Here is a 24,847-nt window from a genome sequence, read left to right on the forward strand (position 1 = left end):
CCGAACAAGTTTGATTCTCAATCAAGAATCAAACTCGTTCGGATCTTCCTTCAACGAAAATACCTTTGTCTCAGCCTCTTTTTTACTTCTTGTTATTTTACGTTGTTAATTGTTTTAGCAGCATCTACCGTATTTTTTAATAACATTGTGATGGTCATCGGGCCAACTCCGCCTGGTACTGGTGTGATATAACCTGCAACTTCTAAAGCCGCTTCGTAATCAACATCACCAACGAGTTTACCATTTTCCATTGTGTTACCTACATCAATTACAATCGCACCCGGCTTAATATCATCTGCTTTAATAAGTCTAGGTTGTCCTACAGCTGACACAAGAATATCAGCTTGTTTTGTTAAAGCAGATAAATCTTTTGTGCGAGAGTGAGCAATTGTTACCGTTGCACTTTCTTGAAGTAACAGCATGGATACTGGTTTACCAACAATATTGCTTCGTCCAATTACTACCGCATGTTTACCTGAAATTTCTTCACCTGAACGTTTAATTAACTCAACGATGCCGTGTGGTGTACATGGTAAATAGCACTCATCGCCAATAACCATATTCCCTACACTTACTGGGTGGAAGCCATCTACATCTTTTTTAGGAGATACAGCATTTAATACTGCTTTTTCATCAATATGTTTTGGTAATGGAAGTTGAATAAGAATACCATGAACAGATGGATTTCCATTCAAGTGATGGATTTCGTTTAAAAGCTCTTCTTCAGTAATCGTTACGTCACGTTTGATAATTTCAGATGCAACACCGATTTCTTCACAAGCCTTTGCTTTTGCTTTTACATATGATTGCGAAGCAGGATTTTCTCCTACTAAAATCACGGTTAAACCAGGAACGATACCTTTTGTTTTTAATTGAGCTACCTCTTCTTTTAATGCGGCGCGCAGTTCTTGCGCTACTTCTTTTCCTTTAATTACTTTCGCTGTCATGATGTTTTTTGCTCCTTTCAACTGTAGCCATTTAATAAATGTACGAATTATAGTTATTAATCTAACACAAAAGTTCGGTTTTGTTCAATGTTTTTATTGTTTTTATTTTAAATAGATGAAAATAAATAACAAATAACGTATATTCCATTCTTATCGTACTATAATATTTTGTATTCACCAAAGGTGTTTTTATTCAAACATTGCTTTTCCAAATTAAAAACCGCACCTTCGGCACGGTTTTGAACGATTTATTTTTCTGTTGATATGCTTTTCTTTGTAGTCAACGGCAGCACGTCTTCCTCTGTTTTTAGATCTTTTACATGCATTTCCTTGAGAGGCGCACTTATTTTCTTATTTTTCGGAGGTTCTTCAAAATTCTCCACCCAATCACATAGCAGTTCAAATCCTTGATACACATAAGGCAGGAGAGGCTGAAGCTTTCGATCTGGGTCAATTTGATGATTCCATACTAAGCTATCAATGTGGTTGCCATTTTCAATTACATAGTGACGATGAAGGTGCTGCTTACCAGAATCTTTTACCAGTTGTTCATAAGGATAAGCATGAATATCCGGAAAAATAAGAGCATCTAACGACCCTGTAATGCTTATCAACGGAACGGAAATATCACCTGTATTTTCAATTTCACGAACTCTTTGCTTTACATCTTGCGGTCTTTCTTGATAATCATACTTTTCAAAAATAGAATCTAACGAACGGTCTCTAACTCCGTTTTCAAAAAGAGTCAAGTATTTTTGCCATGGAATGCTTCCAGGTGCTTGACTGTCAAACTCATCTCTATATATATTAAGCGTTAAAAACCAATAATACTGGTCATGATATGGCCATAAAAACTCAGATCCTTTTGGCAACCCTGCTTGATACAAACGGTGCAAAGCTTCTTTTTGCGATTCACCTACGGTGTACAGTGCTTCTTCGGCATGATTTACAACAGGTGTTAAGGAAGTAATCAAGTTATCGTGATCAGCTCGCCACATAACCCCTTCCCATTCAACGCCTCCATTAAAAAGCTGAGGCTCTCCATGTTTCCCGTCGTTTTCTAAAGCATAGCGAACAACATAACCCCCGTTAGAAATACCTAACGCATACGTTTTTATATCAAAATATTCTGTCACTTCTTTTTGAAGTTTGTGACGATAATTTTCAAATAAAAATCTCTGCGCGATTTTTGTCACTTCTCGGTATTGAATATGCCATTTTCTAATGGAGTCTTCTTCTTTGACTAGAGCGTTCTTTGCTTTAGCAAATGGATCATCTCTCACTTCTTCTCCCTGAGTTCCTTTATCAGAAGCAGCAAACGCAAACCCTTTTGCCAACACATAGTCGCTGAATAGTAAATCCGTTGATTTCTCATCTCGGGTAGCTGGAACTCCTGACATAACTAACTTTCCATTCCAATCATCGGGAATTCGAATGAGAAATTTACCACCATCAACTTCACCTTCTACTTGAACGCCCGTTATTTCTTCAGGCTGATACATGTAATACCATCCATTTTTTTCTTCTTTTGTTCCCCAATAGATAGGAGCCAGCCCAATGTTCCCATAGGCAGTCGCTGCTTGAAATTGAAGAGGATTTTTAGTCGTTAGCCAGTTTCCATACTTACCGTCAAACGTTGTGATATTCAAGTGATAACCTCCATTCACATTTGCTTTTGAAGACTCTCTTGGGGACTATACATGCATAATTTCAGTTAAATATTACCATCCTTTTCTCAAAAAGTACATCAAAACGCCTTTCTTACAGAAAGAAAGTAGACATTTATCACAACTGAGCCCATAGCGCCGTATAATATTGAAATTCATTCAAAAAAAGGAGTGTAAATGACTATGAGTTCGTTTAATTCTTCAAAACTTTCTACGACTCTTATTCCCCCTGCTACTTCCTCCTATCCGGTTTCCGGAAGAAAATATACTCTCACTCATTCTGATACAACCGGTCAGCTTTTTTTAAGCATCGGATGCTCATATAACAACAAGGCGATAGATAAAAATATGCGTGATGAAGTACTAGCTGCGCTTCACGTAACAGACCGACAAGCAGTTATTCAAGGCGAAGTTTTTGTTAGCGGAGGCGAGTTCAGCCGCGAGCAAGCGCAGCTTCGTTATCAAATTTTCCGTCGTGAACTCCCCCTTGCTTTAGAAGCAATGTTTTACGGAGACCAAGCGTTTTTTCAACATTATCCCGACTTGCTAAATACACCCATTTACATTTATTTTATATCGACTTATCAAGAATTTAGAGGGTGGTCCTATTATCAAACTCCTAAATTTTATTTAAAACAAACATGCAGCAGCTAGCACGCTCGTGCATAAACTAATGGGAAATGAACGAGGAAGGTGTGAATGTTTCATGTACAGTCAATGGGTTTACCCCTATATGCCGCGCTATTACCATCCAGTGGTTCCTACTACGAATGAAAATTATTTAGAACCTTATAGATACAATGAAGACTTATTTTCTTATATCCTGCATGAAGAAGAGGAAGTTAGATCTACACGCGATGTAGACAGAGTGATGAAAATTTTAAAACGACAGTATCAGTCCATCTACAGAGATGCTCAACGAGGCGGGATGGATAGCAAACTAACAGAATACTTATTTCGTTCCATTGTAAGATTTGTTGATGATAACTATAACAATTACAGCGGATCTATTAACGAACGCGTTGAAAAAGCCGCGCGACAGTTAAAAAAACGTGACCCCTGGATATTTGAACTTTTCAACTTATACAGCGTTTCCCCCGCTTCACAAGTTCGAATTACCAACACGATTTTAACCGTTTCATTTGAAAATTTACGTAGAGGAAATGAAGTGCCAAATCCTAGATAAACAAAAAACCGCCACAATTGTGACGGTTTTTTATTATGGTAATACAGTTGCTCCCATTAGATGGCTATCAACTTGTTTGGCTACTTCACGACCTTCATGAATAGCCCATACGATTAAACTTTGCCCACGACGAGCGTCACCAGCAGCAAAAACACCTTCAACATTTGTTTTGTAATTTCCATACGCTGCATCTACGCGACGATTTTTCGTTTCAACACCAAACGCTGATAGAACCGGATGCTCTGGACCTTCAAACCCAATCGCAATAAAGACAAGCTGAGCTGGCCATACTTTTTCTGTTCCTGGAATTTCGGTAAAGATGTACTGTCCATTTTCACCTTTTACTTTTTCCATTTGAACCGTATGAAGTTCCTTTAGATTGCCTTGCTCATCTGCCACGATTTTTTTCGTTTGAATTGAATATTCACGTGGATCGTCCCCAAATTTTGCCTGTGCTTCTTCATAAGCATATTCAAGATTAAATACATGTGGATATTCAGGCCACATATTATCTGCCGTACGCTCAGCAGGAAGCTGAGGATGTTTACCAAACTGAACAACGCTGCGGCATTTTTGACGAAGAGCAGTAGCTACACAGTCAGCTCCCGTGTCTCCGCCTCCAATAACAATAACGTCTTTTCCTTCAGCATCAATAAATTGACCATCTTTGAAGTTAGAGTCTAAAAGGCTTTTTGTTGAAGTTGTCAAGTAGTCCATTGCAAAGTGAACTCCTTTTGCTTCACGACCTTCTAATACTAGATCTCTTTGCTTCTGAGCTCCTGTACACAAAATCACAGCATCATATTGTTCTTTTAATTCTTCAGCAGTAATGTCTTTTCCAACTTCCGTATTTGTTACAAAATCAATACCTTCTTGCGTCAATAAGCGAACACGTCTTCCCACTACTTCTTTATCTAGCTTCATATTCGGGATTCCATATGTTAATAAACCGCCAGCACGATCTGCTCTTTCATATACCGTTACGGAATGACCCGCTTGGTTCAGCTGATCTGCGCTTGCTAAGCCTGCTGGCCCAGAGCCAATAACAGCAATTTTTTTGCCTGTTCTTTTCTCCGGAATTCGCGGAGTAATCCACCCATTCTCAAAGCCTTTATCAATAATAGCGCGTTCGATATTCTTAATCGAAACGGCTGGATCTGAAATAGCAAGCGTACAGGAACCTTCACACGGAGCAGGACAAACTCGTCCTGTAAACTCCGGGAAGTTGTTCGTTTTCATTAAACGCTCTAAAGCTTCTTTCCAGCGTCCTTTATAAACTAAATCATTCCACTCTGGAATTAAGTTATAGATTGGACATCCAGAAGTAAAAGCATTAATATCCATTCCCATGTGGCAAAAAGGTGTGCCACAATCCATACATCGTGCCCCTTGACGGCTTAGCGCTTCATCAGATAAAGGAGCAGCATACTCTTTCCAATCACCTAAACGTTTTAACGGGTCACGTTCCTTCCCTTTTTCACGTTTGATTTCCATAAATCCTGTTGGTTTTCCCATCGTACTCTCCCCTTTCTTACTGAGCTACCGCTTCTTGTTGTTTTGCCGACGCTTTCTTTTCTTGTTTTGCATTTTCCTCAAACGCACTCATAGCTGCTTCTTCTTCCGTTAGTCCAGCTGCTTTTTGCTCTTCAATGCGATTCATCATGCGTTTATAATCATTCGGAATCACTTTTACAAATTTTGAAAGTGATTGCTCCCAATTTTCCAAGACAAATGCTGCTTTATGGCTGTTCGTATATTTCAGATGATTTGAAACCATCTCTTTTACTTCTTCTGCTTCTTCGCCTTTTAAGCTCTCAAACCCAATCATGTCTTTATTGCAAAGGTTTTTGAATGCCTCTTGATCATCAGCAAATACGTAAGCAATACCGCCTGACATTCCTGCACCAAAGTTTTTACCTACATCGCCTAATACGACAACACGTCCGCCAGTCATATATTCACAGCCATGATCACCAATTCCTTCAACCACTACGTTCACACCGCTGTTACGAACTGCAAAACGTTCCCCTGCTAGCCCGCTAACATAGGCTTCACCGCTTGTTGCACCGTAAAATGCAACGTTCCCAACGATAACATTCTCGCCTGACACAGCTGTTGTTTCCTTAGGTGGAGCAACAATGATTTTACCTCCTGATAAACCTTTTCCGATATAATCATTTGCATCTCCAGTTAGATACATAGACATGCCTTTTGGAACAAACGCGCCAAAACTTTGTCCTGCAGAGCCAGTGAATCGAAGAGTAATCGTATCTTCTGGCAGACCTTTCTCACCGTAACGTTTTGTAACTTCACTTCCTACAATTGTTCCAGCTACACGGTTAATATTAGAAATTGGCAGTTCTAACTCGACTTGATACTTATGCTCGATTGCTTGCTGTACCGCAGGCAAAATCTTTTGCATATCAAGAGATTCGTCAATTTTATGATTTTGAGGTGTTTTAAAGGTACGTACACCTTCAGCTTGATATAAAAGAGTTGTTAAGTCTAAGTGCTGAGCCTTCCAGTGATTTTTTGCACGTTCACTAACGCTTAATACGTCTGTGCGTCCAACCATTTCATCCACTGTTTTAAATCCAAGTTCAGCCATAATTTCGCGCACTTCTTGTGCAACAAATTTCATATAGTTAACGATGTGGTCCGCTTCTCCCAGGAACTTTTTACGAAGCTCTGGATTTTGCGTCGCCACTCCAACTGGGCATGTATCTAAGTGACACGCACGCATCATGATACAGCCTAAAACAATTAAAGGTGCCGTAGCAAAACCAAACTCTTCTGCTCCTAGAAGTGCTGCCATGACTACATCTTTACCCGTCATTAATTTCCCGTCTGTTTCAAGCACTACTTTTTCACGAAGACCGTTTAACATAAGTGTTTGATGAGCTTCTGCTAAGCCAAGTTCCCACGGTAGTCCAGTATGTTTAATACTTGTTTTTGGAGATGCTCCCGTACCTCCGTCGTAACCGCTAATGACAATAACATCCGCTACTCCTTTTGCTACTCCGGCAGCAATCGTTCCTACACCTGCTTTTGAAACGAGCTTGACGCTGATTCGTGCATCACGGTTTATATTTTTCAAGTCATGAATAAGCTGCGCTAAATCTTCAATCGAATAAATATCGTGGTGTGGAGGAGGTGAAATTAAGCCTACTCCTGGCGTTGATCCACGCACATCTGCCACCCATGGATATACTTTGTTTCCTGGAAGCTGACCGCCTTCTCCAGGTTTTGCACCTTGTGCCATTTTAATTTGAAGCTCATCGGCATTCACAAGGTAGTGACTTTTCACTCCAAAACGCCCAGAAGCGATTTGTTTAATCGCACTGCGGCGATTATCTCCATTCTCATCCAGAGTGTAGCGGCTAGGATGCTCGCCGCCTTCTCCACTGTTGCTGCGTGCCCCTAAACGGTTCATCGCAATCGCTAATGTTTCATGAGCTTCTTGACTTAAAGATCCAAACGACATAGCACCTGATTTAAAACGTTTTACAATCGAATCAACTGATTCCACTTCATCAATGGAGATAGATGAACGCGATCCATTAAATGAGAACAGGTTGCGCAAGAAACCGATGCGTTCTTCATTAGCCGATTCAGAGAATTTTTTAAATAAGCTGTAATCTCCCTTACGGCAAGCCCACTGCAGCGTGTGAATTGTTTTTGGATTAAACGCATGATGCTCGCCCGTGTGTCTCCACTGGAAGTCACTTCCTGATTCTAACGTTTGCTCAATTGTTTCAACATAAGCATTGTCATGACGCGTTTTTGCTTCTTTTGCAATAACATCTAAACCGATACCGCCAAGCTGCGAAGCAGTACCTGTAAAATAGTGCTCGATAACCTCTGCACTGATTCCAACTGCTTCAAAAATTTGTGCGCCCCGATAACTTTGCACCGTTGAAATACCCATTTTAGACATTACTTTTACGACACCTTCAGTAACGGCTTTTACATATTTCTCAACAGCATAGTCATACGATACGTTCAACGTACCGGCGTTAATTTCATTTTGATATGTTGCAAAAGTAAGATATGGATTAATTGCGTCTGCGCCGTAACCAATCAGCGCTGCAAAATGGTGCACTTCACGCGCTTCTCCTGTTTCCACAACAATGCTCGCCTTTGTACGGTTTCCTTTTCGCACTAGGTGCTGGTGCAGCCCGCTAACCGCTAATAAAGCTGGAATAGCTACGGATTGAGCTCCCGCTTCACGGTCTGTCAGAACAAGAATGCTAGCACCTGCGTTAATCGCCGCTTCAGCTTCAGCAAATACGCGATCAAGATCTGCTTTTAAATCATTTGTAAATACAGCAGATATAACAGCACTTTTGAAATCTGGATGAATGGCAGACTTCAGCTGATCAGTTTGATCGTTTGTTAAAACCGGTGTCTCAAGCTGAATTCGATGAATATTTTCTTTAGTTGGATGCAGTAAATTACCCTCTGCACCAAGCAATGTCATTGTTGATGTAACCAACTGTTCACGAATAGCATCAATCGGTGGATTCGTTACTTGAGCAAACAGCTGCTTAAAGTAATTGAACAGCGATTGAGGACGATCAGACAACACGGCTAATGGAGTATCATTACCCATTGAACCAAGCGGATCTTTTCCTTCTGTAATAACTGGAACTAAATATTTATGAATATCTTCATACGTGTAGCCAAATGACTTCTGGCGAATGACCAAATCATCGAAGTATTCAGATTTTTTTCCCTGCACTTCTGGCAACGTTACCAGCTGTTCATCTAACCACTCTTGATAAGGCTCAGCCTGTGCCATTTCAGATTTAATTTCTTCGTCTGAAATAATTCGGCCCTCCTCTAAATCGATTAGAAGCATTTTACCTGGGCTTAAACGATCTTTATATAATACATTTTCATCTTCAACATCAATGACGCCTACTTCTGATGAAAGGATGATGTAATCATCTTTTGTAACATAATAGCGAGCTGGACGTAAACCGTTACGGTCTAAAATAGCACCGATTTGCTTTCCATCCGTAAACGAAATAGCAGTCGGACCATCCCATGGCTCCATTAATGCGCTATGATACTCATAGAAAGCACGTTTTTCTTTTGACATGTGCGGATTCTCAGACCAAGGCTCTGGAATAAGCATCATCGCTGCATGCGCTGGCTTGCGGCCGGCCAATACAAAGAACTCTAGCGCATTATCTAACATCGATGAGTCGCTTCCTTCAGCATCTAAAATTGGAAGAACCTTCGGCAAATCCTTACCAAATGCGTCCGAAACAAACTGCTGTTCACGTGCTCTCATCCAGTTTTGATTACCGCGAAGCGTATTGATTTCACCGTTGTGAATTAAATAACGGTTTGGATGTGCTCTTTCCCAGCTTGGGAACGTGTTTGTGCTAAAGCGAGAATGCACTAAAGCAAACGCTGAAGTGAAGTCTTCATCTTGTAGGTCAAGATAAAAAGCATCAACTTGCTCAGGCGTTAATAACCCTTTGTACACAATTGTTCTACTTGAAAGGCTCGTAAAATAAAAACGGTTTTGACGCGCCTGCGCCCAATTTTCCGCTTGCTTACGAATAACATATAGCTTGCGTTCAAACGCTAAGTCATCTTGAATACCGTCATTTGCCCCAATAAATACTTGTCGTACGTACGGACAGCTTTCTTTTGCAACTTTTCCGATTTTTCCGACATTTACAGGTACAGTTCTCCAACCTAGTAACGTTTGTCCCTCTTCTTCAATTAATTTATTAATATAAGCTTCGATTTCTCGACGCTCGTCTTCGTTATTTGAGAAAAAGATCATTCCAACTCCATAACGACCTTTTTCAGGCAAGTTCAATTCAACGCATGTCTTTTTAAAGAACGCGTGTGGAATTTGCACCATTAATCCAGCTCCATCTCCTGTTAGCGGATCGCTTCCCTGTCCGCCTCGATGGTCAAGCTGGCAAAGCATATTTAGTCCTTTTTTAACGATATCATGTGACGCTACGCCTTTCAATTGAGCGTATAGTCCGATTCCACATGCATCGTGCTCAAATTCAGGACGGTAGAGACCTTGAGCTTTTGGCATTTGATTGTATGTCATCTTCTTCTCCCCCGTTCGTTTTCTTTATCTTTTTAAGATCACCTGTTTACATTGTAAGTTTTCAAATCAATATAAACAATATATAATTTAGATAAAACTAATCTAATTTTGATATATATAGATGGAGGATGCCTATGGAACTGCGTCAATTACGCTATTTTATGGAAGTTGCAAAAAGAGAACACGTATCTGAGGCGGCAGAATATCTGCATGTAGCTCAATCAGCGATCAGCCGTCAAATCGCGAACCTGGAGTCTGAGCTAGGTGTTAGTTTATTCAAACGCGAAGGAAGAAATGTCAAGTTAACAGCAATAGGAAAAGTCTTTCTTGAGCATACGGAGACGGCTATGAAAGCTATTGACTATGCGAAAGAACAAATTGATGAATACCTGGATCCCGAAAGAGGAACGATTAAAATCGGATTTCCCACAAGCCTTGCCAGTCACCTTCTTCCTACTATTATATCAGCCTTTAAAGAAGAACACCCAAATGTTGCTTTTCATCTTAGACAAGGTTCGTATAAATTTTTAATTGAATCGGTTAAAAAAAGAGATATTAATATCGCTTTTTTAGGCCCTGTACCTGTAGAGGACCAGAGTATAGAAGGCCATATTCTATTCACTGAAAATCTTTTAGCCCTTGTTCCTTCTCATCATCCGCTCGCTGAACGGGATAACATTCGGCTGCGGGATTTAAGAAATGAAGATTTTGTGCTATTTCCAAAAGGATTCATTTTACATAAAATGGCCTTCGACGCTTGCAAACAAGCAGGATTCATGCCCAATATTTCATCTGAAGGAGAAGATTTAGATGCGATTAAAGGTCTTGTATCCGCAGGAATCGGCGTCACGCTTCTTCCTGAAAGCACAGTGTCTGAAACGACTCCTCGTTTTACGACTAAACTCCCTATTCACACGCCGCAGCTTCAGCGTACAGTCGGGATGATTATTCCTCGAAATCGTGATTTAGCACCTTCTGATAAAATTTTTTATAAGTTTGTCAAAACCTTTTTTGAACGGTTGGAGCAGTATAAATAAGAGAGGCCCTCTGCCTCTCTTATTCTTTGCTTTATAGGCTATTCCTCAGCTGTTCAATTGTATAAATAGATCTTCTTCCCCCTAAAGCTAACAGCCATTGACGCTTACCGGACTCTTTCTTATACTGAAGTAACTGACTAAAAAGAAACAAGGTGACTGCTATGGATTTTAAAATTAATTTTTTATCATTTTACGTAATACAAGTAGAAGGAAAAGAAGAACAGGCTTCTAAACAATATAAGCATTTTCAAACGCTTGATACAGAAGAATATGACGAAAGTTCCATTAAAGATTTTTTAGACGGTGAATTTAAAAAAATTGTAAAACGCAAAGTAGAGCGACACCCCAAAGCAGAACAAGTGCCTACAAAGCTCGGGTATTTTATAGTTGAACCAGGACACGCTCTCGACTCAAACCCTAATTATAATTTATTTCACCGCACTCGTTTTGCCACAACCAAAGAAGAATTTGAAGAAAATAGCGAACAGTTTATCAATGCATACCTTGATACTGCAGCCGTTCGAGGAGGAGCATTTTTAGTTGTATCTGCTGTTCCAAGAAAATATTTTGATCATGCTTTTGTGTTTATTTTAAAATGTGACTTCGAACCAAAAGTGGCTTCAATTTCAGATGAATCAACCCTTATTCGTCACGTAGAAATGGCGATTACTACTAAAAACATGAAATCTATTCAATACCCATACATGCCTGAAGAAGGCATGGTCGAAGAAAGTGAACTCGTCATCCACCAAGCGTCTCACGCTCGTTACTTTGAAGACTTCTTGAAATTTATTGACTACAACGAGCCGATGCCTGAAATTATGAAAACACAAGTGATGGATATGGTGCGTGAACACGTCAGCGAAACGTTCGAAGCAGAAAGCGTAGAACTCGAGCAGTTTGAATCCGACATGGAACTGTGGGCAACAAGTGAAAAGCGTGAGCTTCAAGAACGTTTAGATACCCATCAAGTCATGGAAGCTGCTGCTCATATCGTCGAGCATACGCCTGATGCAGAACTTAAAATGAAGCTTGGCGAAACAGAGATTAAAGGACTGTTAGCTGATTTCGGGGAAAATATTCACTTAGCGAAAGTGAACGGACGCTACGTGGCGTTAATTGAAGCAGAATCGATTCTGTTTGAAAAAGGCGCTTCCCCGATTGAGTTTCATAAGCCCGATGATTTGCACGGAATTATTGAGAAAATCAGCAGTAAGAAATGGGAAGAATAAATAAAAGCCAGAGAGTACAACATAGCTCTCTGGCTTTTATTTAACTGAAAAACCAGCTCTATTTATCCACCTTAATTCTCTACTAATTGGCTCACGGAAACATTTTGTTCATTTTCCGGCTGACCTAGCGGATAAATTCTTACCGTATCATTTTCTTCGCTTACATGTTGAATATAAACGGCCGTATCGTTATACGTAACGTTAGCCATAACGGGTGAATCAGCAATTTGTTTTGCTCGCTGCTTGTCCACGTTTCTTCCCCCCTCTATGCTGATATACATATAAGGTTTGTTTAAAGAATAGATGCTATTCGCCCCCTAGAGCAGTTCTACCGTTTTTTAGCAGTGCGGTAGCCAAGGTAAAAAACGAAAGAAGTATAGGTAATGAATGCAGCTCCGGCCAGCAAGAGCATTTTGTGATGATGCCAAAGGGCCGCATATGTTTTGATGAAGATTCCCTTTGTAAGTAAAATATATTGATACACAATAAAAGCAACCACTAAAGCAAGAAACAGCACTCGAAACAAACGAATGAAATCAATGTTAGATAAAATGGAAGCAACTTTTACCCAGGGCGATGTAGGAGGCTGCGCTTTTTTAGTGCTTCGGCTCTTCGACTTTTGTTTCTTTGCAGGCGGAGCTTTTGATTCTTCTATTTTAGGTGCTGGTTTTTGTTTCCCTTGAGCCATCGGTCGCTTTCCCTCTTTCTTAAATAAAGTGTCTAAAAAAGAAGCTTTTCTATTTTGCATATTCAAGAAAGGACCGGCTATCTCCTTTTCGCTTTTAAAAATACTTTCCTTTTTTAAATACAGAATGTCTTTAGGTATGTGCCTATAGCATTTTTCTTATCTTCGCATACGTTATATCGTGTTTGATTTGAAATTACTATTTAAAAGGAGAGGTGCCCTAATGAACCCTTATTATTTCAACCCTGGATACATTCCTCAGCAAGTTGATTACTCAGTTCAACAATACTATCCCCCTTACGTACCACAGCATGAAGAATACGATGAAAGACAGCAGCTTCAAAATCTTGGAGGATTTGAACGAAGAATTCGTGCCCTTGAGAGACAAAATGAGGAGCAAGTCAGAGAAATTACTCGTTTAAATCGCGTTGTGGAGCGACATACTGATCGTATAAACAGATTAAATCAGCGCTTACGCAATGTAGAAAGAAGACTTAACATTCCATTTACAGCAAGCCAGGACGGATTTTAAACTCACCTTAAGCATTCCCGTTTCTTTTGAGCGAGAATGCTTTTTTACATGTCTTCCGTCGTTTTTGATAGCACAAAGGATATTTGATTAAACTTTACATAAAATAAAATTTGACTATGAAAAAGAAAAGGAGAAAATCACATGAAATCCCCTGTTGTTATTTGTCCTAACTGTCATTCTCAAAAAGAGCTTGCTACCGTTTTAACTGCTCAGTCCAATCAAAACGTTATCTATACATGCTCAGCTTGCGGCTATAAGCTGACAAACATTAAAACAAGCAAAGGGTAATCAGTATCTCTCACCTCACTTAGTACCTATACTCAATACGTTCTTCTGTCCATATACAAAAATTAACGTTTACGTAAATGTTATTAATTTTGTATACTGATAGTATTATGGGAAAGGGAGTTGAAGAAGTTGAAGTTTAAAATGAAGGAACGCGGGCAGCTGCATTTGAGTCCCGAAGGAAAACAATTAATTTTAGACTTGTACGAATCAAATATGATGGAATCTGTAAATGAAGCTTTGGATGCTGAAACAAGAAGCTTTCACAGTGGAAAAGCCGATGGGATACAGGCTATTTTACTTCTTTTAGGGGTACAGCTAGAAGAAAACACTTCACAATCGTAAATCAATGCCCTATAAAAACCGTAAAAGCAGACGCACTCTTCTGGTGAATGCGCCTGCTTTTTATGATTCTTCCTGCTCAAATTTTACAATTGCAGTCTTAGCACGATCTCTCAGTGACAGAAGGTCAGACTCTACTTTTAAGATGTTTTTCTTTTTCTGTTCAATCAGCTTGAGCTGCTCTTCTACCGTATGTAATACTTGCTCTAACTTTTCTTTTTGTTGACTTGTTCCTTTCACTTGCCTATAATCCATCTTTTGTATTTCAAGAGTATCACTTAAAGCAAGAAATTCCTGTAATTCTTGAAGTGAAAAACCCATGACTTCTTTGGCATTCGTAATTTTCTTTAAAAATTCTACATGTTCTTCGGTGTACAGACGAAATCCACCTTCACTTCTTGGAGGTGCTGGCATCAGTCCGATTTGTTCATAATAACGAATTGTACGTTTTGTTAAACCGCTTTGCTTCGCTACATCATCTATTTTTAGTTCACTCATTTTTAAATCCCCTTTAATCAATTCACAATGTCAACTTTTCATACTTGTTACTATTATACACTAACGTTAGATATCTCAAAACAAATCTGAACAGCTGGGCACTTATTTAAAAATAAATAAGCAATTTCTTTACCCTTTTTTAGAGTAAAAAAATTGCTTATACAGTATATGCTGGGTTCTTTTCTCTAAAACCTTATCATAAATGCCGTTTTTGTTAATTTACGATTTAGCATACAAATTAATAAATTTGTTTTTGAGAGTTCTTATTTCTATCCACTAAATGTTTATTAACTTGTATGTAGCCTTCTCTTTCTGTACTAGCCCCGCCTGCGCTGAGTACACCGATAGCCACGCATGCTATCCAACCTAATTTCATTATAACAGAAAGCGCTTACATAATAAAGTGTTATGCTTTAATTTCTAAAAAGTTATAAATAAAATCAGCAGGTATTTTTCCACCTCCTGCTGATTTGTTCAATAGAACCGTCAAGATACAGCTTTATCAAACAGTAAATAGTTCGTCTTAATAAGCTACTTTATAAATCAAAAACCGTTCATATGGGTTTTTACGATCCAACTCTGGCAGCATTACCTCTTCTTTTAAAATGAAAGAAGGGTGTTTTTCGAGGTGATGAAGATAATCCTCCGAACTATAATATAAAATCAAATCAATCTCGCGTTTATTCTCTTCCCACGAAAGCAAAATATTGTTCACTACTTGGATAAAAATTTGAACTGAAAAAGGATTAAAAAAATAAAAGCAGTTGTCTAGCGGATGAATCTTATATTCCTGGGCTAAACAACACTGAAAATGAATAGGATGTTTGCGACCCTTGGCTTTTTTTAAATAGCGCCTCTGATTATCTATGGCCTGCTCATAAAAGTGCTCGTTCATTTCTACCCCTACAGCGGTGGCATTGCACAGGTAGTTCACATAAAAATTTAGCCTTCCTTTTCCACACCCGAAGTCGACAATTCTATCGCTGCTTGTTAGCTCATACTGAGTGAAAAGTGTTTCTAATACACTATAAGGCGTGGGTTCATAACGATGGTAATGAAATGAATCATTGAATCCCTTTTGTTCTCCCGTTGTTTTTATATTTAATAAAGCGTCATAATATTGCTCATTCATGGCCAATCTCCTGTTTATAGTTGTTGAAAAAGAGAAGGACAGATGTCCTTCTCTTTTTTCTCACTCTACTTTCACACGCATTTCTGATATTTTAAGACCAATCTCTTCGATTAACTGCACAGCTTCCGCTCGTTTTTGATCATCTAATGTGCTGATTCCCCGTACGTCTACGCTTTTTAAATATTGATAAGAGGCTTTAAGACGTTCTAGGGTATCTTCTTGGTCAAATGTTTTCATGATTATCTCCTCCAGTATATGTAGTTACTATATGTATACCACAAACATGTCCGTAATAAATCTAACCTGTTTAATAAATACTAAACGTATCTGTTTTATCTAAGAGGAAATGCGCTTCTAATAGCTGATATATACTCAAAAAATTCCTGGGTTTTCGAATTTTTACGTTCATTTCTCGTGTTAGTTGCAAAAAAAGCTTCTCTTTGCGCTTTGCTTATCTCAATTTGCACACCCATCCTCCTAGCTGTTTTATTGGTTATATTTCTAGGGCTTGTACCGGAAAAAGGGTCTTGATCTGATAAAATTTCTGTGCTAAAACCTTTGGAAACAAGCGCCTCATACACTTTGGATCTTAATGCTTTGTCAGCACCGCCGATTTTAGTGTGTTTTTCACTTTTATCATTGTATCCATGAAAAGATACGGCATAGTCTTCTTTCGATATAATAGTTAACGCATGAGGTTCATCAAAATGAGTGGATGTGATATGAAGATCGGCATTTCCTGATTTCTTTAACCCTTCAAATATATAGTACGAGTATTCGTTTCCTGCTAGCCCAACAGCAAGTTCGGATGTTCCAGTTTCGATACCTCCGCCGTGTATCGCAAGCATAATAATGTTAGAAGGTCTGATTTCGAATTGAATTTTGTAGTCTTGGTTGTATACTTCATGAGAGGCAAGTTCAGAGAAGCTAGCATATTTATCTGGCATCATATATCCTCCTTGTGAATAAGACATAGTAAATAAACTTGTTAGTTCTTTCTTTAATGTACCACATCTTTTCTTTCATCACATACTATGTGATTGCAATTACCAATAAATATGGTACGATTAAGTTCGAGTTTCTTGCTCGTTAAAAGTTCACCAGATAGTCAAAATTTTCATTTTTAAGCATTCCATTTTTATCTTATAATAAAGGATGTACTTATTTTTAATTGGTAATTCGACATTATTCTTTGTTTTTTTAAAAAGTTCAAGGAATGTTAACAAATTTTACGAGCAACCTTGATGTAATTACGATATTTTTTTGTTAAAATAGTTTAGTTGATTAATAAAGATTAGGTTTATTCATGTAGGAATAAGCTCAAAAAGGAGAATTGCTGTGAAAAATACCGAAGTTATCACAAAGGAATCACTTCCTATCAATCAGTATTTTTCCCGGGAAGTAATCAGTGCTATTATAAAAACTGGGATTATTAAATCGAACTCACTAGGAATGGTTGCTGGGCTTTGTCTCGCAATTGCTGTTAATGACTTAAGCTTTGTGACACAAATTCCTATCATTATTTTGGCTTTAATTGGGACATCCTTTGTCGTAGGAGGAGCTGGGGCAGTTAATAACTTCTATGACCGTGATATTGATGCGATCATGAAACGTACGAAAGACAGACCGACGGTAACAGGAGCGGTCAACCCTAAATTTGCTCTATGGCTAGGACTGGCTTTATTTGTTATCGGTGTAGGCATTTTATTTTTAGTTTCTAACATGGCCGCCATTATGGGTATTTTAGGATTTTTCTTTTATGTAGTTCCTTATACTATGCTTACAAAACGTACAACTATTTATAATACCGAAGTCGGAAGTATTTCTGGAGCTATGCCTCCAATCATTGGCTGGGCCGCTATTTCACCAGACTTATTTCATCCGGTAGCCATTGGATTGTTTGTATTTATGTTTTTATGGCAGCCTCCTCACTTCTACGCTATTGCGATTAGAAGACTTGAGGAATATAAAGCCGCAGGTGTACCAATGCTTCCTGTAGTAAAAGGGATCCGTCGTTCCAAAGTCCAAACGCTTGTATACCTAGTTATTTTGCTAGCGGCATCTTTCTTATTTTTATCGTTTAGTAAAATTATCGCATTTACAATGTTTGGTTTAACACTAGTGTGGATGCTTCTTGGGATTGTTGGATTTAAAAAATTAGAAGATACAAAATGGGCTACTTTAATGTTTGTGTTCTCATTGAACCATCTTACGATTATTTTTGCCCTTATGATTATACTGTCATTTTTTAAATAATAAACGTTCAAAAGCAGGTAGCTATCAGCTACCTGCTTTTATACTAGATACATCTTTTGCTTTAAGCGAAATCATTCCTCCGTACCTTGCCGAAACTGCTCCACCTAACGCGTTAGCAAACATTGTGTACTGCTTCTGTGACTCCTCACTTTCAGGTAATCCTTTTTCGTGAACACACCATAAAATTCCTGCCATAAATGCATCACCCGCTCCCGTCGTGTCTATCACCTGCACTTCTTTTGCACTCACATGAAGCGTTTGATTTGCAGTAACGGCTACTGCGCCATTTTCTCCCTGAGTGACCCATACGTACGGAATATGATACGCTCTCAGTTTTTCTAGGCTTTCTGTCAGGTCTGCTGAATTCATCAAAAATAGGAGCTCATCTTGAGAGATTTTCAAAATGTCTGTCTCGTACAAAAACGGTGTCACGATATTTCTACATGCTGCTTCACTTTCCCATCTTTTCATTCGAATATTTGGATCAAACGCTACAAGCATACGATGTTTTTTTGCGAGCTTCACAGCTTCTTTTGTAGTTTCCTGGGAAATCGAATGAAACAACGTACCTGATCCAAAATAAAAAATCGCTGCCTGCTCAAATAAAGCTTCCTGCAGCTCATGTTTATACACTTGCTCATGAGGTGTAGAATCTATGTAGGAATGGAAGTAACGATCTCCTTCTTTACTTTTATGTACATACACTTCACAAACTTTTTTAATCTCCGATATTACACAGCCGCTTTGATTCACTCCTTCAATTAAAAGATTCTTTCTTACAAAGTCACTTGTTTCATCACTGCCTAACTTGCAGATATAATATGCTTTTGCTCCTAACTTCTGAACTCCGACTGCTACATTAACCGTTGTGCCTCCTAAAAAAGGGTCAAAGCTGGTGTTAAATTCGTTTTTAGCAATATAATCAATAAATGCCTCACCGTATGAGATAATTCCTTTTTTCAAGTTAATCCTCACCTTCTTTCTTCTGTCTCCCAACGCATTTGACGCATACACACGCTTTTCCTCTGCTTTCTAAAGGAATTTGTTTAAACAAATCAGGGGTAAAAACTTTCTGCATACACCAACATTTTTCTATTTCTCTATCTTGTACAGAAGCACAGTTATTTTTTTCTCCGCAGATAGGACATCTGCTATCATCGCCTGAAAATGTCATGAATTCCTCTCCTTTTTTCTATGCAGTTGTATAGATTATCTTTATTAGTATACAAGAGGTGGTTAAAATGCGCTTTCTGCTTTTTGATATTTTCGTTTTCAACTTCTTCTATTCTTGATACTATACATATAAAGGAAATAACATATTGAGAAAGGAGCCTTTATGACGACAAATTTATTTCACCAAAAACCCCTTGCTACATGGATGCATGAATATCCTTTATTAACACCTTTAATCAATAAACAGGAAATACTTTGGATAAATCCTTATATAAAACCTGCTCAAGAAGCACTTTCTTCTCTTTCTTTACATACCAAAGATATAAAAGATGCAAAAGAACGACTTTCTCGCTTTTCTTCTTTTCTTCAAATTGCTTTTTCTGAGCTGAAAGCATCAAAAGGAATCATTGAATCACCTCTTCAAGAAATTGCATACATGAAAGACTATTTAAATCAACAAATGAATAATAAGCTGCAAGGAAAATTATTGATGAAATGCGATCACGATCTTCCCATATCAGGTTCTATTAAAGCAAGAGGCGGCATTTATGAAGTATTAAAATTTGCTGAAAGTCTTGCTATCAAAGAAGGACTGCTTACCGAGGAAGACAGCTACGCTCTTCTAGCTGAAGACCGATGTAAAAAGTTATTTTCTTCTTATTCTATTGCAGTAGGATCTACCGGTAATTTAGGTTTAAGCATTGGTATTATGAGCGCTACTCTCGGCTTTAACGTCACTGTCCATATGTCAGCGGACGCTAAAAAATGGAAAAAAGATCTGCTTCGTTCTAAAGGTGTAACCGTTATTGAATATCAGTCTGACTACGGAAAAGCCGTGGAAGAAGGACGAAAGCAAGCCGAAGCAGACCCCGCCTGTCATTTTATTGACGATGAGCAGTCTAGAGATTTATTTCTTGGTTATTCCGTTGCGGCTTTACGTTTGAAAAAGCAGCTAGCCGAGCAGCAGATTCAAGTAGACGCCGAACACCCTTTATTTGTCTATTTACCTTGCGGAGTAGGCGGCGGTCCTGGCGGTATTACGTTTGGATTAAAAGCAATATACGGTGATCACGTTCACTGCTTTTTTGCTGAACCTACTCACTCCCCTTGCATGCTGCTTGGATTAATGACCGAGCTGCATGATGGCATTTCCGTTACCGATATTGGACTTGATAACGTAACAGCTGCCGATGGACTAGCTGTAGGAAGGCCATCTAGCTTTGTAGGCGAAACGGTAAAATCGCTTATTAGCGGAATTTATACCGTAGAAGATGATCAGCTTTTCCGATTTATTTATGAGCTAGCCAATCGTGAAAATATGTATATAGAACCTTCAGCAGCGGCTGGTTTACAAGGGCCTTTTCACCTAATGAAAAACGGGCCTTCCTATATACAAGCGCAAGGATTAGAAAACGATATGTCAAAAGCTACTCATCTTGTATGGTCGACCGGAGGCAGTATGGTTCCAGTTGAGGTGATGAACAGCTATTACGAGCAAGGGAAAAATTTAATGAATAGATAACGTCAAAAGGCATGGAGAACAATGATGTTCTTCATGCCTTTTTAGCCGAAGTAGCTTGCAAAAAGATAGGATGCCAAATCTCAAATGGAAAATATCCGGACTTATAGCTGCCGCTTGTACCCATAGTTGCAATTTTTATTTTCCTGTATCCTTTTTTCCATAAAAAGGTGCCTGCAAACACCTCAATTTCTTCTATTTTCTTCCTTCTAATAATCGTTGTTTTTCGTGTTAAAAACTGCGATCGAATACTGACAAATACATCATTCATCATCAAGCCGCCTTGGCGATAGCCCAACCAGTGAATGAGTACGTACGCAAGGCATAGCACGGCAATAACCCACACGAACATTGATTTCCAAAAGCTGATGCCAATCCCTGCCGCTGCAAATAACAAGAGCGGTAATAGTAATGGGTACCATGCATATTGAATAGCTGTATTTCTTGGACACTTTATATATTCATAGTGCGGGACATATACGTTCATTAATGCTGAAATCTCTTTTTGCTGGATAAACGGGTGTAAATAGACCTTTTCTTTTAAATCAGAGGTTACGACGTTTAACGAAACGGAAGACCATCCAAATAAGCGTCGAACCAACCCTTCCTCTATCGTAACAGCCTGTATTTTATGAAAAGGAATCGTAAGGGATTTCTTATTTAACAATCCGTATTTAATATGTAGATAATGATCGTAGCGCTCTACTGTAAAACCGCCAAATCGTATTACATATAAAACGATAGACAGCAAATAAGCAAGCACCACAATTACAGCCACTAATACAAATAAACCAAACATCGATTGATGAATCACTTCTTCGTAAGCTGTCTTCACCCAGCGGTTGATATACGTATCAATATACTGATAAAGAAAACCAAGAGCAGCAAATATATACCCAAAATTCCCGGAAAACGCAGCAGCTAACGCCAGCTGTTTCACCGACACTTTCATCGTACGTTCAGGAATTTTTTCCCTTATTTCCGGCTGACTCCCTGACAGCTTTAACGTATCTTTAAGATGGTGCGCTTCTTTTAGTGAAATACCAGATAAATCAATTTCAGCATCCGTACCGCTGCTGGCCGTGTCAATACGAAGCCGGGCTAAGCGAAGAATTCTAAAAACAAACGGCTGATCTAACTGAATCGATTGAATGCGATTGCGTTGAATAAATCGTTTTTCTTTTTTAAAAATCCCTTTATACAGACGCACTTCCGTTTCTGTTACCTCGTAACGAAATTCCTTCCAAGTAAAAAAAGCAAATAAAGCGACTACGCCTCCCGCTAATAGCGTTGCCCACCAATATGTAAACAATAGGTGCCGATTAACAATAAATACAAACACAAAAGGCAGAATATTATTTTTTATATGTTCAATAAATGCTATTGCAATATATAGCGGATGCAGCCGTTTACTCATCTTCATCATCTACCTCTGCTAGTCTAGCAATATACTCTCGCAGTGCTTCAGCATCTCTTTGTACAAGTGCAGGAATTTCGACGCTTCCAGCTGCTGTAATGATTTTAACAGATGCCAAGTCAAATTTTCGAAAAATCGGCCCTGTCAATGTTTCAACGTGCTGCACTTTCACAAGCGGAATTTTCGTATGATACCAGATGAATAGCCCTCTTTGTACATCAATTTGAGTATCTGTGACTTCATATGAATATACATTCATATATACATTTGGAGCTATAATTGTATATATGATAAAGCTCACGACTAATAGTCCAGCTGATATCCATCCAATAATTGACCACCAATCAAAAAAATGAACGAGTAGAAAATAACCCGCTGTTGCAAGAAGCCACAGGCTATGCGTAAAAATGGATTGCCAGCGCATCGCTTTTTTAGCTTCGAGGGGCAATTTGCCCTTTAAATGTTCAAACTCCATAAAAACTCCTTTCTCTACCTTTTTTACTATTTCTATTACTATATTACGTTAAAAAAGGAAAAAAGTTTCATAGTTTGCTATTTTCTTATTATTTTTTGATAAAAAACAAACAAAGCTGCCTATTTCGAGGCAACCTTGTTTGTTATCGATAAACGCCGTCTTTCTCTCCGTGTACAACAGCCGCTCTTTCAACTGCTTCAGATACTGCTTCATGTACAGCTAGATTAAGAGGATGAGGAACTAAATCGCCTGGACGCGTTGAATTTGCAATGGCTTCAGCTGCAGCTACAAGCATCGTATGCGTAATATCACGCACCCCCGCATTTAACACTCCTCTGAAAATACCTGGGAAGCCAAGTACATTATTCACTGACCTTCCGTCAGTAGCGTAAATAGCTCCTGCTTCAAGAGCATCTTCAGGTTCAATTTCTGGCTTTGGATTAGAAAGTGCTAGAATGATTTGCCCTTTTCGGATCCATTCTTTTTGTATTAAGCCAGGTACACTTGTTGTCGCAATAACAATATCGCAGTTCTCCATAAGCTCTTCTAATGAATCCGCTACTTTTCCACCGTAGCTGACTAAGCGCTCATTCGCTTCAGGAGACTTATCAGCTCCTATCACCTGTTTGACACCGTAAGCCATGAACATTCTGCAAGTAGCGATGCCGGCAGCTCCTAAGCCGATTTGTCCTACTTTTGCTTCTTTCAAATTCACACCTGTGCTGCGACAAGCTGAGATAGCTGCTGCTAGCGTCACAACTGCTGTTCCGTGCTGATCATCATGCATAACTGGAATATCGAGCTCTTCTTTTAAACGTTCTTCAATTTCAAAGCAGTGAGGCGACCCTATATCTTCTAGTAAAATGCCGCCAAATCCCGGTGAAATATTTTTAACCGTTTGAATGATTTCTTCCGGCTCATTTACATTCAACAAAATAGGGATAGCGTTTACATTGGCAAGTTGATCAAATAACGCAGCTTTTCCTTCCATAACAGGCATTCCTGCAACTGGACCAATATTTCCCAATCCTAGTATAGCGGTACCATCTGTTACAATCGCAACCGTGTTTCCAATGCTCGTATAAATTTTAGCTTTGTCGGGCTGTTCTTGAATAGCACGGCAAACGTTTGCTACACCTGGTGTATATACTCTTCTTAGGTCAGCGATCGACTCAATTTTCATTTTGCTTTTCATTTGAATTTTGCCGCCTTCATGCGCATGAAGAACTTCATCTGATACTGTATGTAAAGTAATGCCTTCTAAACTGCGAACCGCTTCAAGCAATTCCTCAAGCTGGTCTTCACTTTCTACTTGAACCGTAATGCTTCTCATGGTGTAGTTATGTCCTACTTTAACGGTTTCAACCTCGCCAATGTCTCCTCCAACATTTCCGATAGCTGTTGCTACTCTTCCTAAGTTTCCTGGTACGGTCGGTGTTTGTACCATTAATGTGCGTATTAAATTGTTCATCATATCCCCATATCCCCCTTGTCTTAATCCTGCAAGTGCGTATACTTACTAAATGAAGCGTTTAAAACGGTCAAATTTCCTATGAGTTCATGTTATCTACTTATCTTACAAGTAGATCCATACGTACTGTCTTTTCCATTAAAAGAAGAACAATAGATAACGCTTTCAAACAGACGTTTCGCTTTGATTATAAGCAAAGTTTTTAGAATAATCAAGCGATGACATTGTGAAAATTCATAAATTATTAAGAAGGAATTTGTTCTTCATAAACAGAAAAGACTTATATAGAAAAGAAACAAAGGAGTGAAGCAGTTGAAATCAATTTGTATATTTGCAGGATCAAGCGCTGGAATAAAAACCGAATATAAAGAGGCAGCCGTCTCGCTAGGACGCTACATGGCCCAAAAAAAATACCGGCTGATTTACGGAGGCTCACGAATGGGCCTGATGGGAGAAGTCGCAAATGAAATGCTTCAGCATGGAGGCGAAGTCATCGGCATTATGCCCCGCGGTTTGTTTAGCGGTGAAATTGTTCATACCGCGCTGACAGAACTCATCGAAGTAGAGAGCATGCATGAGCGAAAGGCAACTATGCACGAGTTAGCTGATGGTTATATTGCGCTTCCTGGAGGTTTCGGGACATTTGAAGAGTTGTTTGAGGCTCTCTGCTGGGCTCAAATTGGTATACATAAAAAACCAGTAGGGTTATTAAATGTGAACTGCTACTACAACCCGCTTATGCAAATGGTTCAGCATGCCGTAGATGAAGGATTTTCTACAGATTCTGCTATTCGTCTCATCAATATTTCTGATACTCCTGAACAGCTTATCTCTTCAATGGACACGTACACGTCCCCTTCAGAGGACCAAAAATGGAACACTGAACGCTAGCTAAAAAGCAAGCGCAT

25 protein-coding genes are annotated in these 24,847 nt (G+C 39.0%); 10 read left to right on the top strand and 15 right to left on the bottom strand.

What is annotated here, in order from left to right:
• Positions 1-92: 92 nt before the first annotated feature.
• Positions 93-947: a bifunctional methylenetetrahydrofolate dehydrogenase/methenyltetrahydrofolate cyclohydrolase FolD gene (gene folD / locus ACFX40_RS15745; RefSeq protein ID WP_028408722.1), complete on the bottom strand. Its 855-nt coding sequence runs from the start codon at positions 945-947 to the stop codon at positions 93-95.
• Positions 948-1,195: 248 nt separating this feature from the next.
• Positions 1,196-2,596: a tannase/feruloyl esterase family alpha/beta hydrolase gene (locus ACFX40_RS15750; protein ID WP_028408723.1), complete on the bottom strand. Its 1,401-nt coding sequence runs from the start codon at positions 2,594-2,596 to the stop codon at positions 1,196-1,198.
• Between the two features lie 201 nt (positions 2,597-2,797).
• On the opposite strand from ACFX40_RS15750, the gene ACFX40_RS15755 reads away from it, so the two are divergent.
• Both ACFX40_RS15755 and ACFX40_RS15760 read left to right on the top strand, forming a co-directional pair.
• On the top strand, positions 2,798-3,268 hold the full coding sequence (locus ACFX40_RS15755) for a staygreen family protein (RefSeq protein ID WP_028408724.1): 471 nt from the start codon (positions 2,798-2,800) through the stop codon (positions 3,266-3,268).
• Positions 3,269-3,320: 52 nt separating this feature from the next.
• Complete coding sequence (locus tag ACFX40_RS15760) at positions 3,321-3,800, top strand: hypothetical protein (RefSeq protein ID WP_016763905.1); 480 nt, start codon at positions 3,321-3,323, stop codon at positions 3,798-3,800.
• Positions 3,801-3,833: 33 nt separating this feature from the next.
• Here ACFX40_RS15760 and gltD read toward each other — a convergent pair whose 3' ends face one another.
• Together gltD and gltB are read right to left on the bottom strand one after the other, a co-directional pair.
• Positions 3,834-5,315 carry a glutamate synthase small subunit gene (gene gltD, locus ACFX40_RS15765; RefSeq protein WP_377238005.1) on the bottom strand — a complete coding sequence of 494 codons (1,482 nt, stop codon included), beginning with the start codon at positions 5,313-5,315 and terminating at the stop codon, positions 3,834-3,836.
• 16 nt (positions 5,316-5,331) lie between these two features.
• Positions 5,332-9,885 carry a glutamate synthase large subunit gene (gene gltB / locus ACFX40_RS15770; protein ID WP_377238006.1) on the bottom strand — a complete coding sequence of 1,518 codons (4,554 nt, stop codon included), beginning with the start codon at positions 9,883-9,885 and terminating at the stop codon, positions 5,332-5,334.
• 134 nt (positions 9,886-10,019) lie between these two features.
• Between gltB and gltC the strand changes: the two genes are divergently transcribed.
• Positions 10,020-10,922 carry a glutamate biosynthesis transcriptional regulator GltC gene (gltC, locus tag ACFX40_RS15775; protein ID WP_013056801.1) on the top strand — a complete coding sequence of 301 codons (903 nt, stop codon included), beginning with the start codon at positions 10,020-10,022 and terminating at the stop codon, positions 10,920-10,922.
• Positions 10,923-11,083: 161 nt separating this feature from the next.
• The gene (locus ACFX40_RS15780; RefSeq protein WP_377238007.1) at positions 11,084-12,154 is read left to right on the top strand and encodes a DUF3900 domain-containing protein; all 1,071 of its coding nucleotides are present in this window, start codon (positions 11,084-11,086) and stop codon (positions 12,152-12,154) included.
• Positions 12,155-12,225: 71 nt separating this feature from the next.
• Here the strand turns inward: ACFX40_RS15780 and ACFX40_RS15785 are convergent, their stop codons facing one another.
• Positions 12,226-12,405: an H-type small acid-soluble spore protein gene (locus tag ACFX40_RS15785; RefSeq protein WP_013056799.1), complete on the bottom strand. Its 180-nt coding sequence runs from the start codon at positions 12,403-12,405 to the stop codon at positions 12,226-12,228.
• Between the two features lie 77 nt (positions 12,406-12,482).
• Positions 12,483-12,842 carry a hypothetical protein gene (locus ACFX40_RS15790; protein WP_377255526.1) on the bottom strand — a complete coding sequence of 120 codons (360 nt, stop codon included), beginning with the start codon at positions 12,840-12,842 and terminating at the stop codon, positions 12,483-12,485.
• Positions 12,843-13,062: 220 nt separating this feature from the next.
• On the opposite strand from ACFX40_RS15790, the gene ACFX40_RS15795 reads away from it, so the two are divergent.
• From ACFX40_RS15795 to ACFX40_RS15805, 3 genes are all read left to right on the top strand, one after another.
• Positions 13,063-13,371, top strand: a complete 309-nt coding sequence (locus ACFX40_RS15795) for a flagellar hook-associated protein FlgK (protein WP_013056797.1) — start codon at positions 13,063-13,065, stop codon at positions 13,369-13,371.
• 141 nt (positions 13,372-13,512) lie between these two features.
• A complete protein-coding gene (locus ACFX40_RS15800) occupies positions 13,513-13,659 on the top strand; it encodes a hypothetical protein (protein ID WP_013056796.1) in 147 nt (48 codons plus the stop codon).
• A 129-nt stretch (positions 13,660-13,788) separates the two neighbouring features.
• Positions 13,789-14,001, top strand: coding sequence for a hypothetical protein (locus ACFX40_RS15805; protein WP_013056795.1), 213 nt, complete (start codon positions 13,789-13,791; stop codon positions 13,999-14,001).
• A 60-nt stretch (positions 14,002-14,061) separates the two neighbouring features.
• On the opposite strand, the gene ACFX40_RS15810 is transcribed toward ACFX40_RS15805, so the two are convergent.
• From ACFX40_RS15810 to ACFX40_RS15825, 4 genes are all read right to left on the bottom strand, one after another.
• On the bottom strand, positions 14,062-14,496 hold the full coding sequence (locus ACFX40_RS15810) for a MerR family transcriptional regulator (protein WP_013056794.1): 435 nt from the start codon (positions 14,494-14,496) through the stop codon (positions 14,062-14,064).
• A gap of 523 nt (positions 14,497-15,019) precedes the next feature.
• The gene (locus tag ACFX40_RS15815; protein ID WP_377238008.1) at positions 15,020-15,628 is read right to left on the bottom strand and encodes a methyltransferase; all 609 of its coding nucleotides are present in this window, start codon (positions 15,626-15,628) and stop codon (positions 15,020-15,022) included.
• Positions 15,629-15,688: 60 nt separating this feature from the next.
• Positions 15,689-15,865, bottom strand: coding sequence for a hypothetical protein (locus tag ACFX40_RS15820; RefSeq protein ID WP_169305171.1), 177 nt, complete (start codon positions 15,863-15,865; stop codon positions 15,689-15,691).
• A gap of 95 nt (positions 15,866-15,960) precedes the next feature.
• Positions 15,961-16,575 (bottom strand): poly-gamma-glutamate hydrolase family protein, encoded by a 615-nt coding sequence (locus tag ACFX40_RS15825; protein ID WP_028408728.1) that lies wholly within the window; start codon positions 16,573-16,575, stop codon positions 15,961-15,963.
• A 391-nt stretch (positions 16,576-16,966) separates the two neighbouring features.
• Between ACFX40_RS15825 and cyoE the strand changes: the two genes are divergently transcribed.
• Positions 16,967-17,884 carry a heme o synthase gene (cyoE, locus tag ACFX40_RS15830; RefSeq protein ID WP_013056789.1) on the top strand — a complete coding sequence of 306 codons (918 nt, stop codon included), beginning with the start codon at positions 16,967-16,969 and terminating at the stop codon, positions 17,882-17,884.
• 24 nt (positions 17,885-17,908) lie between these two features.
• Here the strand turns inward: cyoE and ACFX40_RS15835 are convergent, their stop codons facing one another.
• Complete coding sequence (locus ACFX40_RS15835) at positions 17,909-18,847, bottom strand: carbohydrate kinase family protein (RefSeq protein ID WP_377255529.1); 939 nt, start codon at positions 18,845-18,847, stop codon at positions 17,909-17,911.
• A 1-nt stretch (position 18,848) separates the two neighbouring features.
• Positions 18,849-19,058: a cysteine-rich CWC family protein gene (locus tag ACFX40_RS15840; RefSeq protein WP_153253880.1), complete on the bottom strand. Its 210-nt coding sequence runs from the start codon at positions 19,056-19,058 to the stop codon at positions 18,849-18,851.
• Between the two features lie 162 nt (positions 19,059-19,220).
• Here ACFX40_RS15840 and ACFX40_RS15845 point away from each other — a divergent pair, with 162 nt between their 5' ends.
• Positions 19,221-20,579, top strand: coding sequence for a D-serine ammonia-lyase (locus ACFX40_RS15845; RefSeq protein WP_377255533.1), 1,359 nt, complete (start codon positions 19,221-19,223; stop codon positions 20,577-20,579).
• A 31-nt stretch (positions 20,580-20,610) separates the two neighbouring features.
• Here ACFX40_RS15845 and ACFX40_RS15850 read toward each other — a convergent pair whose 3' ends face one another.
• The 3 genes from ACFX40_RS15850 to ACFX40_RS15860 form a co-directional block, all read right to left on the bottom strand.
• Complete coding sequence (locus ACFX40_RS15850; RefSeq protein WP_377255536.1) at positions 20,611-21,993, bottom strand: PH domain-containing protein; 1,383 nt, start codon at positions 21,991-21,993, stop codon at positions 20,611-20,613.
• Positions 21,986-22,468: a PH domain-containing protein gene (locus ACFX40_RS15855; RefSeq protein ID WP_013056785.1), complete on the bottom strand. Its 483-nt coding sequence runs from the start codon at positions 22,466-22,468 to the stop codon at positions 21,986-21,988. Before ACFX40_RS15855 ends, ACFX40_RS15850 begins: the two co-directional genes overlap by 8 nt.
• A gap of 142 nt (positions 22,469-22,610) precedes the next feature.
• Positions 22,611-23,942: an NAD-dependent malic enzyme gene (locus ACFX40_RS15860; RefSeq protein ID WP_377255538.1), complete on the bottom strand. Its 1,332-nt coding sequence runs from the start codon at positions 23,940-23,942 to the stop codon at positions 22,611-22,613.
• Positions 23,943-24,251: 309 nt separating this feature from the next.
• Between ACFX40_RS15860 and ACFX40_RS15865 the strand changes: the two genes are divergently transcribed.
• On the top strand, positions 24,252-24,830 hold the full coding sequence (locus ACFX40_RS15865; RefSeq protein ID WP_377255541.1) for an LOG family protein: 579 nt from the start codon (positions 24,252-24,254) through the stop codon (positions 24,828-24,830).
• Positions 24,831-24,847 lie beyond the last annotated feature (17 nt).

This window comes from Priestia sp. YIM B13552, from assembly GCF_042787775.1.
GTDB classification, from domain to species: Bacteria; Bacillota; Bacilli; order Bacillales; family Bacillaceae_H; genus Priestia; species Priestia megaterium_E.

Coding starts and splice junctions, on each gene's coding strand:
- folD (WP_028408722.1), bottom strand. CDS start 947: ATGACAGCGAAAGTAATTAAAGGAAAAGAAGTAGCGCAAGAACTGCGC.
- ACFX40_RS15755 (WP_028408724.1), top strand. CDS start 2,798: ATGAGTTCGTTTAATTCTTCAAAACTTTCTACGACTCTTATTCCCCCT.
- ACFX40_RS15760 (WP_016763905.1), top strand. CDS start 3,321: ATGTACAGTCAATGGGTTTACCCCTATATGCCGCGCTATTACCATCCA.
- gltD (WP_377238005.1), bottom strand. CDS start 5,315: ATGGGAAAACCAACAGGATTTATGGAAATCAAACGTGAAAAAGGGAAG.
- gltB (WP_377238006.1), bottom strand. CDS start 9,885: ATGACATACAATCAAATGCCAAAAGCTCAAGGTCTCTACCGTCCTGAA.
- gltC (WP_013056801.1), top strand. CDS start 10,020: ATGGAACTGCGTCAATTACGCTATTTTATGGAAGTTGCAAAAAGAGAA.
- ACFX40_RS15780 (WP_377238007.1), top strand. CDS start 11,084: ATGGATTTTAAAATTAATTTTTTATCATTTTACGTAATACAAGTAGAA.
- ACFX40_RS15790 (WP_377255526.1), bottom strand. CDS start 12,842: ATGGCTCAAGGGAAACAAAAACCAGCACCTAAAATAGAAGAATCAAAA.
- ACFX40_RS15795 (WP_013056797.1), top strand. CDS start 13,063: ATGAACCCTTATTATTTCAACCCTGGATACATTCCTCAGCAAGTTGAT.
- ACFX40_RS15800 (WP_013056796.1), top strand. CDS start 13,513: ATGAAATCCCCTGTTGTTATTTGTCCTAACTGTCATTCTCAAAAAGAG.
- ACFX40_RS15810 (WP_013056794.1), bottom strand. CDS start 14,496: ATGAGTGAACTAAAAATAGATGATGTAGCGAAGCAAAGCGGTTTAACA.
- ACFX40_RS15815 (WP_377238008.1), bottom strand. CDS start 15,628: ATGAATGAGCAATATTATGACGCTTTATTAAATATAAAAACAACGGGA.
- ACFX40_RS15820 (WP_169305171.1), bottom strand. CDS start 15,865: ATGAAAACATTTGACCAAGAAGATACCCTAGAACGTCTTAAAGCCTCT.
- ACFX40_RS15825 (WP_028408728.1), bottom strand. CDS start 16,575: ATGCCAGATAAATATGCTAGCTTCTCTGAACTTGCCTCTCATGAAGTA.
- ACFX40_RS15840 (WP_153253880.1), bottom strand. CDS start 19,058: ATGACATTTTCAGGCGATGATAGCAGATGTCCTATCTGCGGAGAAAAA.
- ACFX40_RS15845 (WP_377255533.1), top strand. CDS start 19,221: ATGACGACAAATTTATTTCACCAAAAACCCCTTGCTACATGGATGCAT.
- ACFX40_RS15850 (WP_377255536.1), bottom strand. CDS start 21,993: ATGAGTAAACGGCTGCATCCGCTATATATTGCAATAGCATTTATTGAA.
- ACFX40_RS15855 (WP_013056785.1), bottom strand. CDS start 22,468: ATGGAGTTTGAACATTTAAAGGGCAAATTGCCCCTCGAAGCTAAAAAA.
- ACFX40_RS15860 (WP_377255538.1), bottom strand. CDS start 23,942: ATGATGAACAATTTAATACGCACATTAATGGTACAAACACCGACCGTA.